This is a genomic window from Massilia scottii, assembly GCF_030846495.1.
In the GTDB taxonomy this organism is placed as follows: domain Bacteria; phylum Pseudomonadota; class Gammaproteobacteria; order Burkholderiales; family Burkholderiaceae_D; genus Telluria_A; species Telluria_A violaceinigra.
The window spans coordinates 112,219-128,075 of record NZ_JAVCWM010000021.1; the positions used below are offsets into that span (position 1 = coordinate 112,219).

Annotated in this window: 6 protein-coding genes; all 6 read left to right on the plus strand. The window is 66.9% G+C overall.

Features of this window, described 5'->3' with window-relative positions; all coding sequences use genetic code 11:
- Positions 1-98: 98 nt before the first annotated feature.
- A complete protein-coding gene (locus RBA41_RS24570; RefSeq protein WP_306626861.1) occupies positions 99-1,283 on the plus strand; it encodes an HDOD domain-containing protein in 1,185 nt (394 codons plus the stop codon).
- 1 nt (position 1,284) lies between these two features.
- On the plus strand, positions 1,285-3,306 hold the full coding sequence (locus RBA41_RS24575) for a putative bifunctional diguanylate cyclase/phosphodiesterase (protein ID WP_306626862.1): 2,022 nt from the start codon (positions 1,285-1,287) through the stop codon (positions 3,304-3,306).
- A 154-nt stretch (positions 3,307-3,460) separates the two neighbouring features.
- A complete protein-coding gene (locus RBA41_RS24580) occupies positions 3,461-5,362 on the plus strand; it encodes a calcium-binding protein (protein ID WP_306626863.1) in 1,902 nt (633 codons plus the stop codon).
- 235 nt (positions 5,363-5,597) lie between these two features.
- On the plus strand, positions 5,598-9,461 hold the full coding sequence (locus RBA41_RS24585) for a calcium-binding protein (protein WP_306626864.1): 3,864 nt from the start codon (positions 5,598-5,600) through the stop codon (positions 9,459-9,461).
- Between the two features lie 220 nt (positions 9,462-9,681).
- The gene (locus tag RBA41_RS24590; RefSeq protein WP_306626865.1) at positions 9,682-12,441 is read left to right on the plus strand and encodes a calcium-binding protein; all 2,760 of its coding nucleotides are present in this window, start codon (positions 9,682-9,684) and stop codon (positions 12,439-12,441) included.
- Positions 12,442-12,661: 220 nt separating this feature from the next.
- Positions 12,662-15,857, plus strand: a 3,196-nt coding sequence (locus RBA41_RS24595) for a calcium-binding protein (RefSeq protein ID WP_306626866.1), incomplete at its 3' end; no start/stop codon positions are given.

The following is a 15,857-nucleotide window of genomic DNA, read 5'->3' on the forward strand; positions in this document are numbered from 1 at the left end:
AACTGCTATTGCACCACCCACGAACGTGGGGCACGAAGTGGTTGCTTCGGATCATTATCTCAACTAAGATTGACCAACCCCCTAATTCAAAGATGCCGATGGCTGCCTTCGACACAACACCGTTCCCGTTGGTAGAAATGCAAGCGGCGGCCAATGCGCAAAACGAGTGGCTGGCGCTGACCGTGCGCATCGCGCCGGGCGTCGACCAGGCCGCCGCCCTGCACGCCGTGTTCGGCGAGCCCGACCTCCTCACCGCCATTGCGCCGCTCGACTGCATCCTGCACCTCGCATCGCCCGCTGTACTGACGCCGGCGCTGCTGGCGCTGATGCCGCCGCACCGTGTGATGTTCGCCATCGATGCCGGCGTGCTCGGCGACGAGGCGCTGGTCAGGCAGGTGCTGGCGCTGCACGACGAGGGCTACCGCGTGCTGCTCGACGGCCAGCCGGCCGAGGGCGTGAAGGTGCCGGCCACCTTGCGTGCGGTTGCGCTCGACTGCAGCGCGGGCTTGCCGGTGGTACGCGGCGGCAAATACCAGGTCCTGGCCCTGTTCGGCCCGCACCTGGCGCATGGCGTGCACAGCGCCGCGCACTTCGCCGACTGCACCGAGGCCGGCTTTGAATGGCTCAGCGGCGCCTGGCCGCTGCATCCCGCGCCCAGCGCCAAGCCGCACGACGGCACCTCGCGCAAGCGCTTGCTGGCTTTGCTGGGCCTGCTGGCGCGCGACGCCGAATCGCGCGAACTCGAACAATTGCTCAAGCAGGATCCGGCGCTGTCCTATCATCTGCTCAAGCTGGTCAACTCGGCCGCGTTCGCGCTCAGTACCCAGATCACCAGCTTCGGCCAGGCCATCAACCTGCTGGGGCGGCGCCAGTTGCAGCGCTGGCTGCAACTGCTGCTGTACGCGCGCCAGCAGCCCGACGGCATGGCCAATCCGCTGCTGCCGCTGGCCGCCTTGCGCGCAGCCCAGCTCGAATGCCTGTGCAAGCTGCAGGGCGGCGAGCGCGATGCCCAGGACATCGCTTTCATGACCGGCGTGTTTTCGCTGCTCGACGTGCTGTTCGGCATGTCGATGGAAGACATCGTCGGCGCGCTCGGCCTGGCGCCGGCCGCGGCCGAAGCGCTGCTGCTGCGCGAAGGGCGCCTCGGCGAACAACTGAGCATGGTGGAGCAGCGCCTGCCGGCACCCGCGCAGCTGGCCGCGCTCGGCATCGACAACAAACAATGGTGGCAAAGCCAGTTGCACGCCTTCCACTGGGCGATCCAGGTCGGCAGGAACCTGTAGGATGCATGTCAGCGCCGCGACCGATTTCCTGACCAGTAGTGCCGCCCTGTGTGCCGCCGTGCTCAAGCTGCGCGGCGAGCCGCTTGCGGCCGAGCTCGGTCGCATCGCGCGCGACTTGCTGGCCAGCCCGCACGGCAGCTTTGCCGCGCCGGGACAGGCGGCCGACGGCGCCGTTCCCCAGCTCGCCTGCGAGGTGGCCAGCGGCGCTCACTGTTTCGGCCGCCTCGTGGTCAGCGGGCGCGCCGCCTACGACGACACCGACCGCCGCCTGCTGGCCGGCCTGGCCGATCTGGCCGCCAGTGTGTTGCAGGTCAACGACTTCGCGCTACGCTCGACCCAGGCTTACCTCGACCTCGAAGCGGAGCTCTCGCACCAGGCGCAAATTCTCGACCAGATCCACGAGTCGGTGCTGACGATGGACCAGACCGGCTACATCACCAGCTGGAACAAGGGCGCCGAGCGCCTGTTCGGCTACAGCGCGCAGGAAGCGGTGGGGCGCAACATCCTGTTCCTGTACGCCGAGGAAGACACGGCCTTCCACGATGCCTTCGTGGAGCAGGGCGGGCGCATGATGGAAGTGCGGCGCCGTAAAAAATCGGGCGAGGTGTTCTGGGCCAGCCTGTCGCTCTCGCCCCTGCACGACCGCGAGCAGCGCCCGATCGGCCTGATCGCCTACCTGACCGACATCACCGAACGCAAGCACGCCGAAGAACGCCTGCACCACCTGGCTTACTACGACGCGCTGACCGGCCTGCCGAACCGCAGCCTGATGGCCAAGCTGGTCGACCAGGGCTTGACGTCGGCCCAGCGCAAGAACGCCACCGCCTGCATTTTGTTCATCGACCTGAACCGCTTCAAGATGTTCAACGACACCCTCGGGCGCGCCACCGGCGACGAGCTGCTCAAGCAGGTGGCGCAGCGCTTTCGCCAGGTGCTGCGCGAGCAGGATGTGGTGGCGCGCCTGTCGGGCGACGAATTCGCGGTCGGCCTGTTCGACATCCGCGAGCATTTCGAGGCGACCACGGTGGCGCACAAGCTGCAGGCGGCGCTGGTCGAGCCGTTCATCATCGAAGGCCACGACCTGCGCGTGGGCGCCAGCATCGGCATCAGCGTCTATCCGCAGGACGGGGTGGATGCCGAAGCCTTGCTGCGCGTGGCCGACATCGCCATGGCGCGCGCCAAGCTGGGCAGCCATGGGGACAGCGTGACCTTCTACAGCCACGACATGAACCAGGGCATGCAGGAACGCATGCGCCTCGAATCGGGCCTGCGCCAGGCGCTGGCCAATGGCGAGCTGCTGCTGCACTACCAGCCCAAGTTCGAAATCAGCACGCGCGCGATGGTCGGCGCCGAGGCGCTGGTGCGCTGGATGCATCCGCAGCGCGGCCTGGTGCCACCGGCCGAGTTCATTCCGCTGGCCGAAGCGACCGGCCTCATCGTCCAGCTGGGTGAATGGGTGCTGGAAGCGGCCTGCGCCCAGGCGGCGCGCTGGCAGGCGGCCGGCCTGCCGCCGTTCCGCCTCGCCGTGAACGTGTCGGCGCGCGAATTCTCGCCGGCCTTGCCGGGCCGGGTGAGCGAGACCTTGGCGCGCTACCAGCTCGATCCCTCGTGGCTGGAGCTGGAAATTACCGAGAGCACGCTGATGCACGACATCGAGCGCGTGATCGCCATCATGGACCGCATCACCGCGCTCGGCGTAAGCCTGTCGCTGGACGACTTCGGCACCGGGTATTCGAGTCTGTCGTACCTGAAGCGCTTCCCGATCGACACCCTGAAGATCGACCGCTCGTTTACCACCGGCCTGCCGTTCGACAGCAACGATTGCGCCATCGCCAGCACCATCATCAGCATCGGGCGCCAGTTGCGCCACAAGGTCATCGCGGAAGGCGTGGAAACTTTGCAGCAGCTGGAATTCCTGCGCGACGCCGGCTGCGACGAAGTGCAGGGCTACCTGTTCTCGCGCCCGCTGCCGGCAGCCGATTTTGAAGAACAGCTGCGCGCCGGCTGGGTCGATCCCAGCTGATCTTTTAAAGACACCTGTAATTCACGCTAGTTTTTTAACCACATGTAAGTTTTCTTGTGGACATGGTTATGCTGCGCGGGCATGATGGCAACATGAAAATATTGACAGAAATATCTGCCTTGTTTTTCAGCCTTCCATCACCCCAAGGATCACCATGAAGAATTTCCCTTCCTCAACGCTTATTCCAATGCATCGCTCCGCCGCCGGCATGCGCCAGGACGCCGATGTAAGCACCGCCCTTGCCGGTATCGGCACAGCGGCCGGTCTGGACGCCGAACTGACGCTGACCGGCACCGAGGGCGATGATACGCTGACCGGCGGCGTGCTGGACGACCGCATCGACGGCTTGGGAGGCGCCGACCTGCTGTCAGGCCTGGAGGGGCATGATTACCTGGACGGCGGCGACGGCAACGATACCCTGTCGGGTGGTGGCGGCAACGATGTGCTCATCGGCGGCGAAGGTGACGATCTGCTCGACGGTGGCGATGGCAACGACAGGCTTTCCTACAGCTCCGGCAACGATACGCTCGACGGCGGTGCCGGCGACGATGAACTCACTGTCGGCTCCTGGTATTCCCTGACGGATGACATGGTCAGCGTGTCCGGTGGTGCCGGTGACGATACGATCGATTTCAAACCGGGCAAGTCGACGATCAGTGTAGAGGCGTGGGGTGGCAGCGGCAGCGATATTTTTTCCTTCTCTTATGGCGGACACGCCGAAAACGTTGTGATCAACGATTTTCAGGCCGGCATTGGCGGCGACCGGCTCAAGTTCGACGACGCCCTGTCATCATCGACCAACCCGTTTGGCGCCAGCGGCTACCTGCGGCTGGTCCAGAGCGGAAGCGATACCTTGCTGCAAGTGGATGACGATGGTGCTAACGGCACATTTTTCAGTTTCCATACCCTGGCAACCCTGCGCGGCATCGTCGCAACCACTCTCGATGCAGCCAATTTTGTAGCCGGCATTCATCCCGACGGGACGGAGGGCGGGCGTTTTGTCATGGGCACCGCAGGCAATGATCGCCTCTACGGCGGCGGGCACGGCGATACGGTCATGGGAGGCGGCGGGAGCGACACCATCGAGGGTAAAGAGGGCAACGACGTGCTCCATGGCGAGTCAGGCAACGATTACATCGACGGCGGCGAAGGCAGCGACCAGCTGTACGGCGGCGAGGGCCGGGACTATTTGCTCGGTGGAACGGGGGACGATCGCATCGAGGGCGGGAGCGGCGATGACGATCTTTCTGGCGCGGAGGGCAACGACACCATCAATGGCGGCAGCGGGAACGACACCATCGAGGACTTCGCCGGCGATGACCAGCTGAGCGGCGGCGATGGTAACGACGTCATCCGTGGCTATTTTGGGGCCGACACGCTCATGGGCGGCAATGGCAACGACTTTCTGTTCATGATACTGGGCGACTGCGTGCTCGACGGCGGCGCCGGCGACGACACCCTCGATGGCGGACTCAGTAACGGCCTCCTCAATGGTGGCAGCGGCAATGACCTCCTGAAAATTGCTGTTGTTGGCAATAGCGGCCTGTTCGGCGGTAGCGGAAATGACGTGCTCGACATGCAGCTTGCAGACGGCCGTGTGGTGGCGTCGGGCGGGGCGGGCGACGACACCTTCAATCTCAGGGATCCTGGCCGAAACACCAGTGTGACCGCCACCGGCGGCGACGGTGTCGATACCTACGCAGTGAGCGGTCGTGGCCAGGGCGGCAACATCACGGTCAAGGACTTCCACGCAGGCGCCGGTGGCGACCGCATCGATGTCACCTCGATGCCCAACTCAGGCGGACCTGGCAACCCGCTCGCCACGGGCGTGCTGCGTTACCTGCAAAGCGGCACCTCGACCCTGGTGCAGTTCGACTTCGATGGCAATGCCGGCCCCGACACCGCCTACACCCTGATGACCCTGCAGAACGTGGTCGCCGCCAACCTGACGGCGGACAATCTCATCTACGCCACGGCACCGGCCCTCGCTGCCATGGCGCCAGTGGAACTGGTGGGCGTGGCGGATGCCTCTGCCGCCGCGTTCATCATCGGTTGACCGCGGCACGCCGGGAACGATTGCCGCGCACCGTGTCCGGAACAAGGGCGTGGCAAGCCGCATCCCGGCACCGGCCTGACCCCGGCCAGCGCCGCCAACAATGACATCCTGCGCGCTGGATGATTGGGTATTGTTGCATTTTGTTTAATCTTAACTTCTGTACATTCCTGTCCGGTGCGGGCATGATCGCGTTGATAATATTGCTCTCAATCGACCATCATTCCCGGGACCCATAATGACCACCTCCAACGCTGTCACCGAGCACCACGCCGACCTTACGGGCAACGATGCCCTCCAGGCCAGCCCCGGCACCCTGGCCGGCGTCGGCCGCGATCTGCAGGGTTGGAGCGGCGATGACATTCTGTATGGCTCGGAGTTCAACGACACGATTTCGGGCAATGGCGGCTCGGACCGGATGTGGGGCTATGCCGGCGACGACTACATCATCAGCAACGAGCCGGACGACGACACGCCCGCCGGGTGGGACACCCTGTTCGGCTTCGACGGCAACGACACCCTGATCAGCGGCCGGGGCAGCGACGTCCTGAACGGCCACCTCGGCAACGACTTGCTTGACGGCGGCGCCGGCAACGACGATCTCAAGGGCGAACTGGGCAACGACACCCTGCAGGGCGGCGCCGGCCACGACACGCTCAACGATTACGAAGGCAAGGATGTGCTGATGGGCGGAGCCGGCGCCGACTTCCTGTACTCCGAACGCGGCGGCAGCGGCATGCTCGACGGCGGCATGGATAACGACGTGTTGCTGGGCGACGGCCAGGACACCTATTTTGGCGGCGCCGGCGCCGACCGCATCACGATCCGCACCCGTGCCGCCGAAGCGGCCGCCACCACCCTGGCCGACGGCGGCGCTGGCAACGACCTGTTCAGCGTGACCTTCCTCAACCAGGGCACGGCACGCGTGAGCGGCGGCGGCGGGAGCGACGTCTACCTGCTGGAGCGCGCGAGCGGCGCCGCCGGCTACACGGTCACCGATTTCGCCGGCGGCCCGGACGGCGACCGGATCGATGTCAGCGGTCTGCTGGCCGGCATCGACCTGTCCCTGGGCGACCCGTTTTCAAGCCAGCGCGGCTATCTTAAGCTGGAGCAGGACGGCGCCGACACCTTGCTGCAATTCGACGCCGACGGCGCCAAGGGCACGGCGTCCGCCTTCAAGACCGTGCTGCGGCTCGAAGGCGTGGCCGCCGCGTCGGTGGCGGCGAACATCTCGACCAGCCAGATCCTCCCGGCCGGCATCGACGACGGCGAAACCCGCATCGGCGACGGCCGCAACGACTACTTCGAGGGTTCCGGCCTGAACGACCGCTACGAAGGCAGGGGCGGCACCGACGTCATGTACGCGGGCGCCGGCAACGACACCCTGCTTGGCGGCGACGGCGCCGATTCGCTGTACGCCGGCGACGGCGACGACCTGGCCGAGGGCGGCGAGGGCGACGACGCGATGGAGGGCGGCACCGGCTCGGATACCGTGCTCGGCGGCGCAGGCAACGACAGCCTGCTGGTGGACTACGCCGGCAACAGCGTGCTCGACGGCGGCGATGGCAACGACAACCTGAAGGTGGGCGGCTACCTGGTTACCGAGTTCGGCACAGTGCAAGCATTCGGCGGCGCCGGCGACGACAGCATCGTGATCACCGACGCGCCATCGGCGGTCACCGTGAACGCAAGCGGCGGCAGCGGACGCGACACATTCAAACTGTCCCTGTACGAGAAGCCGGCATCCATGCTGAAGGTGACGCTGACCGATTTCTCGGTGGGCGCGGACAGCGACCTGCTCGACCTGGCGTATCTGTCGGGCCTGCCGTGGAATTACACCGGCAATCCGTTTGGCGTCGATGGCTACCTGCGCCTGGAACAGCGCGGCGCCGATACCATACTGCGCTTCGATGGCGATGGCGCGGCAGGCAGCACGTACGCCATGTTCGATGTGCTGACCCTGCGCAACGTCGTCGCCGCCAGCCTGACCAGCGCCCATTTCAAGCAAGGCTACGATCCCGCAGCCGGCTTCTTTAGCCGGGTGCTGACCGGCACGGCCGGCGCCGATAGCATTCAAGGCGACGAACGCGCCGAATACCTCATCGGCCTGGGCGGCAGCGACACCCTGCTCGGCGGCGCCGGCAACGACCTGGCCGAAGGCGGCGACGATGGCGACCTGCTCAATGGCGGCAGCGGCAACGACAGCATCTTCGGCGGCACGGGCGACGACACGCTGGCCGGCGAAGAGGGCAACGACAGCATGGTCGGCGGGCACGGCAACGATGTCTTGAGCGGCGGCGCGGGCGACGACGTCGTCAGCGGCGACGAGGGCGACGACATCCTCACCGATGTCGAAGGCAACAACGTGCTGACCGGCGGCGCAGGCGACGACGTGATCGTCACTACCGGCAACGGCAGCGACAAGGTCGACGGCGGCGATGGCAACGACACCATCACCGGCGGCGCCGGCGATACGCTCGACGGCCGCTTTGGCGAGAACCATCTGTTCGCCGATTTTGCGGGCGGCGCCACAGGCACGGTGCGCATGCTGGGCGGCGGGAGCGACGACGTGCTCACCTTCGGCACCTCGCTGGCATCCCAGGACGTCATCGCCAGCGGCGGCGCGTACAGCAGAGACACCTTCATGTTCGCGCCCGGCGCCCACGCCGGGCAGGTCACCATCACCGACCTGGAGCTCGGCTACCGCGACGACGTGATCGACCTGGACGCCCTGATTCCGCAGGTCGCGGCCAACTACGTCAGCAATCCGTTCGGCGCGCTCGGCTACCTGCGCGTGCTAGCCAACGGCAACAGCACACAGCTCCAGTTCGACGAAGACGGCGCCGCCGGCAGCGCGGCGAGCTTTCGCACCATCCTCACCATCGATGGCGTCACGCCCGCCCAGCTGGACGCCAGGAACATCGGCGGCGGCATGAATCCGAACGGTTCCGAGGATGGCATCCATCGGACCGCGCGCAACTACGACGACATTCTCGACGGCGGGCGCAGCAACGATGTGCTCTACGGTGGCGACTATGCCGATGTGGGACGGGGTTTCCAGGGTGACGATGTCATCACGGGCTCCATCGCCAACGACACCTTGTACGGCGGCGCTGGCAACGACCTGCTCGACGGCGAGGAAGATAACGATACCGTGCTGGGCGAGGACGGCACCGACAGCCTGAAGGGCGGCGCCGGCGACGACAAGCTCGACGGCGGCGCGGGCAACGACGTGCTCGATGGCGGCAGTGGCCGCGATCTGCTGCAGGGCGGGCAGGGCGACGATGTGCTCGACGGCGGCATCGGCAACGATACGCTGGACGGCGGCGACGGCATTGATATCGTCAAGGCTGGCGATGGCGACGACCAGCTCGACGGCGGAGCCGGTAACGACGAGCTGAGCGGCGGCGAGGGCAAGGACATCCTGCGCGGCGGCGCCGGCGACGACGCTTTGAATGGCGGCAACGGCGACGATGCGCTGTTCGCCGACCAGGGCGACGACGTGCTCGACGGCGGCGCCGGCAACGATACCCTGGACGGCGGCAGCGGCAGCGTGCAACTGAACGGCGGCAACGGCAACGATGTGCTCAAGGTGATCGGCAGCGGCAACAGCGGCCTGTTCGGCGGGCGCGGTGCCGACGTGATCGAGATCGCCGCAACGCAGCAGGCGCTGGGCGGGCGCGTGGTGGCGTCGGGCGGCGAAGACGCCGACACCATCGTCTTCACGCGCGGCGCGCTGGATAACACGGCCGTCAACGCCAGCGGCGGCGCCGGCATCGACACCTATGTGCTGCGCGGGGAAGGACGCCTGGGCAGCCTGACGGTGAAGGATTTTGCGGCCGGCGCCGGGGGCGATCGCATCGACCTCGCCGGCCTGGCAGCGCCTGCCGGGGTGCTGGAGTTCGTGCAGAGCGGCAGCGCGACCCTGGTGCGCTTCGACCTTGATGGCGCCGCCGGCCCGCTGGCCGCGGCCACGCTGATGACCTTGCAAAACGTGCTCGCTACCAGCATGACGAGCGACAACGTGGTCGACGTCGGCGGCGCGCCGGTGGAGCTGGTGGGACTGGTCGGCATTGCGCCGGCCGGGTTCCTGCCGGGCTGATCGAGCCAAAAAGCAAGAACGGTTGCCACGACCTTGTCCGACGCAAGGGCGTGGCAATCCGCATCCCGGCACCGCCCACAATGCCTTTCTGCGCGGCGGCGCGCCGGATGAACAGATTGTTACATTTTCTTTAATCTTATATTCTTTACATCCCCAAGCGGTACGGTCATGATGACGTCGACAATATTGCCATCCATCGAACATCATTCCCGGGACCCACATGAACATTTCCAACGCCTTCACTGAGCGCCACGCCGACCTTGCCAGCAGCGATGCCCTCCAGACCGGCCCCAACACCACCCTGGCCGGTGTCGGCCTCAATCTGCAGGGTGGAAGCGGCGCGGACGCGCTGTATGGCTCGGAGTTCGACGACACTATTTCGGGCAACGGCGGCGACGACACGATCCGGTCGGGTGCGGGGAACGACACCGTGCTCGGCGGCGATGGTGCCGATGTGCTCTACACCGGAGACGGCGACGACCGGATCGAGGGTGGCGAGGGCGACGACGAGATGGCGGGCGGCGCCGGCTCGAATACCCTGCTCGGCGGCGACGGCGCCGATTTGCTCTACACCGGCGACGGCGACGACCGGATCGAGGGTGGCGAGGGCGACGACCGCATGGACGGCGGCTCCGGCTCGAATACCATGCTCGGCGGCGCGGGCAACGACACGTTGGCGGTGAACTACGGCGGCGACAGCCTGCTCGACGGCGGCGATGGCAACGATAGCTTGTGGGTGGGCGATGATGGGTCCATCAAGTTCGGCACAGTGCAGCTGTTCGGCGGCGCCGGCGACGACAGCATCGTGATCACCGACGCGGCATCGGCGGTCACCGTGAACGCAAGCGGCGGCAGCGGACACGACACCTTCAGACTGTCCCTGTACGAGAAGCCGGCGTCCGTGCTGAAGATGACGCTGACCGATTTTTCGGTGGGCGCGGACAGCGACCTGCTCGACCTTTATCTGCCGGGCATCCCGTGGAATTACACCGGCAATCCGTTCGGCGCCGATGGCTACCTGCGCCTGGAACAGCGCGGCGCCGATACCATACTGCGCTTCGATGGCGACGGCGCGGCAGGCAGCACGTACGCCATGTTCGATGTGCTGACCCTGCGCAACGTCGTCGCCGCCAGCCTGACCAGCGCCCATTTCAAGCAGGGCTACGATCCCGCGGCCGGCTTCTTTGGCCGGGTGCTGACCGGCACGGCCGGCGCCGATAGCATCAAAGGTGACGCGCGCGCCGAACACCTCATCGGCCTGGGCGGCAACGACACCCTGCTCGGCGCCGCCGGCAACGACCTGGTCGAAGGCGGCGACGATGGCGACCTGCTGCAAGGCGGCGCCGGCAACGACAGCATGTTCGGCGGCACAGGCGACGATACGCTGGCCGGCGAAGAGGGCAATGACAGCATGGTGGGCGGCGGCGGCAAGGATGTTATGACCGGCGGCGCGGGCGACGACTACCTCAACGGCGACAAGGGCGACGACATCCTCACCGATGCCGAAGGCAACAACGTGCTGACGGGCGGCGAAGGCGACGACGTCATCGTCAGCACCGGCAGCGGCAGCGACAAGGTCGACGGCGGCGATGGCAGCGACACCATCACCGGCGGCGCCGGCGATACGCTCGACGGCGGCTTTGGCGAGAACCATCTGTTCGCCGATTTTGCGGGCGGCGCCAAAGGCACGGTACGCATGTTGAGCGGCTGGGGCGACGACGTGCTCACGTTCGGCCCCTCGCTGGCATTCCAGAACGTGGTGGCGAGCGGCGGCCATGGCGCCGACACCTTCCTGTTCGCGTCCGGTGCCCACGCCGGTCAGGTGACCGTCACCGACTTCGACGTCAACGATGTGTTCGACCTGGACGCCCTGATTCCGCAGGTCGCGGCCAATTACACCAGCAACCCGTTCGGCGCGCTGGGCTACCTGCGCGTGCAGCAGCACGGCAACAGCACCGAGCTTCAGTTCGATGAAGACGGCGCCGCCGGCAGCGCGGCGGGCTTTCGCACCATCCTCACCATCGATGCCGTGCTGCCCTCGCAGCTCACTGCCAGCCACATTGTCGGCGGAATGAATCCGAACGGCTCGGAGGACGGCATCCACCTGTCCGGCTGGGATTACGAGGATATTCTCAACGGCGGGCGCAGCAACGATGTGCTTGATGGCGGGCAGGGCGCTGACGTGCTGTACGGTTTCCGGGGTAACGACGTGCTGCGCGGCGGCTTCGACAATGACACCCTGCATGGTGGCGAGGGCGATGACCAGCTGGGTGGCGACGACGGCGACGATGTCCTGCGCGGCGGCGCCGGCGACGACGCTTTGAATGGCGGCGACGGCAACGATGCCCTGCATGCGGACACGGGCGACGACGTGCTCGACGGCGGTGCCGGCAACGACACCCTCGACGGCGGCAGCGGCAGCGTGCAGCTCAACGGCGGCAACGGCAACGATGTGCTCAAGGTCACCGGCAGCGGCAACAGCGGCCTGTTCGGCGGGCGCGGTGCCGACGTGATCGAGATCGCCGCAACGCAGCAGGCGCTGGCGGGACGCGTGCTGGCCTCGGGCGGCGAGGGTGCCGACACCATCGTCTTTACGCGCGGCGCGCTGGATAACACGGCGCTCACGGCCAGCGGCGGCGCCGGCATCGACACCTACATGCTGCGCGGGGAAGGACGCCTGGGCAGCCTGACGGTGAAGGATTTCACGGCCGGCGCGGGTGGTGACCGCATCGACCTGAGCGGCCTGGCAGCGCCTGCCGGGGTGCTGGCGTTCGTGCAGAGCGGCAGCGCGACCCTGGTGCGCTTCGACCTTGATGGCGCCGCCGGCCCGCTGGCTGCGGCCACGCTGATGACCTTGCAAAACGTGCCCGCTACCAGCATAACGAGCGACAACGTGGTCGACGTCGGCGGCGCGCCGGTGGAACTGGTGGGACTGGTGGGACTGGTCGGCATTGCGCCGGCCGCGTTCCTGCCGGGCTGATCGAGCCACCAGGCAAGAACGGTTGCCACGCACCTTGTCGTGCACAAGGGCGTGGCATCCGCATCCCGGCACCGCCAAGAGAGACATTCCGCGCGGCGGCGCGCCGGGATAAACAAATTGTTACATTTTCCTTAATTTTATATTCTTTACATGCCTAAAGGGTACGGGCATGATTGACGTTGGATATTGCCATCAACCGACCATCATTCACGGGACCCACATGACCACTTCCGATGCCGTCGCCCGGCACCACGCCGACCTTACCAGCAACGAAGCCATTCACACCAGCGCCAGCACCAGCACCACCTTGGCCGGCGTCGGCCGCAATATGCAGGGTTGGAGCGGCGATGATTCGCTGTATGGCTCGGAGCTCAACGACACTATTTCGGGCAATGGCGGCTCGGACCGGATGTGGGGCTATGCCGGCGACGACTACATTGTCAGCAACGACCCGGACGACGACACGCGCGCCGGCTACGACGACCTGTTCGGCTTCGACGGCAACGACACGCTCCTCGGCGGGCGGGGCACCGACAACCTGAACGGCCAATTCGGCAACGACTCGCTTGACGGCGGCGCCGGCAACGACCTGCTCAGGGGCGAACTGGGCAACGACACGCTGCAGGGCGGCGCGGGCCACGACACGCTCAACGATTACGAAGGACACGACTTGCTGTCGGGCGGCGCCGGGGTCGACTTGCTGTACTCCGAGCGGGGCGGCAACAGCGTGCTCGATGGCGGTGACGACAACGACCTGTTGCTGGGCGACGGCCAAGACACCTATCTGGGCGGCGCCGGCGTCGACCGCATCACGATCCGCACCCGTGCCAATGAAGTGGCGGCCACCACCCTGGCCGACGGCGGCGCCGGCGACGACCTGTTCAGCGTGGCGTTCCTGAACCAGGGCACGGCGCGCGTGACCGGCGGCGGCGGGCGCGACGTGTACCTGCTGGAGCGCGAGAGCGGCCCCGCCGGCTACGTGGTCACCGATTTCGCCGGCGGCCCCGAGGGCGACCGGATCGACGTCAGCAAGCTCCTGGCCGGCATCGACCTGTCCCTGGGCGACCCGTTTTCAAACGAGCGCGGCTATCTGAAACTGGTGCAGGAAGGCGCCGACACCTTGCTGCAATTCGACGCCGACGGCGCCAAGGGCACCGCGTCCGCATTCAAGACCGTGCTGCGGCTCGAAGGCGTGAGCGCGGCGTCGGTGGCGCCGAACATCTCGACCAGCCTGGTCATCCCGGCCGGTATCGACGATGGCGAGACTCTCATCGGGGGCGGGCGCAACGATGACATCTTCGGCTCTCACCTGAACGACCGCTACGAAGGCAACGGCGGCGCCGATACCATCCAGTCGGGTGCGGGGAACGACACCCTGCTCGGCGGCGACGGTGCCGATTCGCTGTACGCCGGAGACGGCGACGACCGGGTCGAGGGTGGCGAGGGCAGCGACCACCTGAGCGGCGGCACAGGCTCGAATACCGTGCTCGGCGGCGCAGGCGACGACACGCTGTCGACCGACTACGCCGGCGACAGCGTGCTCGACGGCGGCGAAGGCAACGACAACCTGAGGGCGGACGGTTACGGGTCCGTCAAGTTCGGCACAGTGCAGATGTCCGGCGGCGCCGGCAACGACCGCATCGAGATCGCCGATGCGCCACCGGCGGTGACAGTGAGCGCGAGCGGCGGCAGCGGACGCGACACCTTTAAACTGTGGCTGTACGGCAGGCCGGAAAGCACCCCGACCGTGACGCTGACCGATTTTTCGGTGGGCGCCGACAGCGACCTGCTCGACCTGTATCTGTCGGGCCCCTGGTGGAATTACACCGGCAACCCGTTCGGCGCCGACGGCTATCTGCGCCTGGAACAGCGCGGCGCCGACACGGTACTGCGCTACGACAACGACGGCGCGGCCGGCAGCGAATCCACCATGATCGACGTGCTGACCTTGCGCAACGTCACCCCGACCAGCCTGACCAGCGCCCATTTCAAGCAGGGCTACGATCCCGCGGCCGGCTTCTTCGGGCGGGTGCTCACCGGCACGGCCGGCGCCGACAGCATCGAAGGCGACGAACGCGCCGAACACTTCATCGGCCTGGGCGGCAACGACACCCTGCTCGGCGGCGCCGGCAACGACCTGGTCGAAGGCGGCGACGATAGCGACCTGCTGCAAGGCGGCCTCGGCAACGACAGCATGTTCGGCGGCACAGGCGACGACACGCTGGCCGGCGAAGCGGGCAACGACAGCCTGGTGGGCGGCGGCGGCAAGGATATCCTGACCGGCGGCGCGGGCGACGACTACCTCAACGGCGACTACGACGACGACATCCTCACCGATGTCGAAGGCAACAACGTGCTGGCGGGCGGCTATGGCAACGACCTGATCGTCACAACCGGCAGCGGCAGCGACAAGGTCGACGGCGGCGACGGCGACGACACCCTCACCGGCGGCGCCGGCGATACGCTCGAGGGCGGCGGGGGCTACAACCACCTGGTTGCCGATTTCACAGGCGGCGCCAAAGGCTCCGTGCGCCTGTCGGGCGGCTACGGCGACGTGTTCACCTTCGGCCCCTCGCTGGCTTTCCAGGACGTCCTGGCCCAGGGCGGCGAGTACGGCAACAACACCTACGCGTTCGCGCCCGGTACGCACGACGGGCAGGTGACCATCACCGACTTCGATCTCGACTACCGCAACGACCGGGTCGACCTGGACGCCCTGATTCCGCAAGTGGCCGCCAATTACGTCAGCAACCCGTTCGGCGCGCTCGGCTACCTGCGCGTGCTAGCCAACGGCAACAGCACCCAGCTCCAGTTCGACGCAGACGGCGCCGCCGGCAGCGCGGCGAGCTTTCGCACCATCCTCACCATCGACGCCGTGGTGCCTTCCCAGCTGACCGCCAGCCACATCGCCGGAGGCATGAATCCGAACGGGTCCGAAGATGGCATCCACCTGTGGGGACTGCACTACGACGAGACCATCAACGGCGGACGCAGCAACGACACGCTCGACGGCGCCCAGGGGGCGGACAAGGTGTACGGTTTCCTGGGTAACGATCTGCTCAGGGGCAACACCCAGGACGACACGCTGTACGGCGGGGCGGGCGACGACCGCCTCGAAGGCGATTACGATAACGACACGCTGTTCGGCGAGGATGGCGCCGACAGTCTGCTGGGCGGCGCGGACAGGGACACGCTCGACGGTGGCGCGGGCAACGACCTGCTCGACGGCGGCAGCGGGCTCGACCTGCTGCAGGGCGGTCTGGGCGACGATCTGCTCGACGGCGGCACCGGCAACGACACGCTGGACGGCGGCGAGGGCGCCGACATCCTCAAGGGCGGCGATGGCGACGACAGCGTCGACGGCGGCACCGGCAACGACGAGCTGAGCGGCGGGGAGGGCAACGATGTGCTGCGCA

Bases quoted from the DNA above. Each gene is read 5' to 3' on its own strand.
- RBA41_RS24570 (WP_306626861.1), top strand. From the start codon at position 99: ATGGCTGCCTTCGACACAACACCGTTCCCGTTGGTAGAAATGCAAGCG.
- RBA41_RS24575 (WP_306626862.1), top strand. From the start codon at position 1,285: ATGCATGTCAGCGCCGCGACCGATTTCCTGACCAGTAGTGCCGCCCTG.
- RBA41_RS24580 (WP_306626863.1), top strand. From the start codon at position 3,461: ATGAAGAATTTCCCTTCCTCAACGCTTATTCCAATGCATCGCTCCGCC.
- RBA41_RS24585 (WP_306626864.1), top strand. From the start codon at position 5,598: ATGACCACCTCCAACGCTGTCACCGAGCACCACGCCGACCTTACGGGC.
- RBA41_RS24590 (WP_306626865.1), top strand. From the start codon at position 9,682: ATGAACATTTCCAACGCCTTCACTGAGCGCCACGCCGACCTTGCCAGC.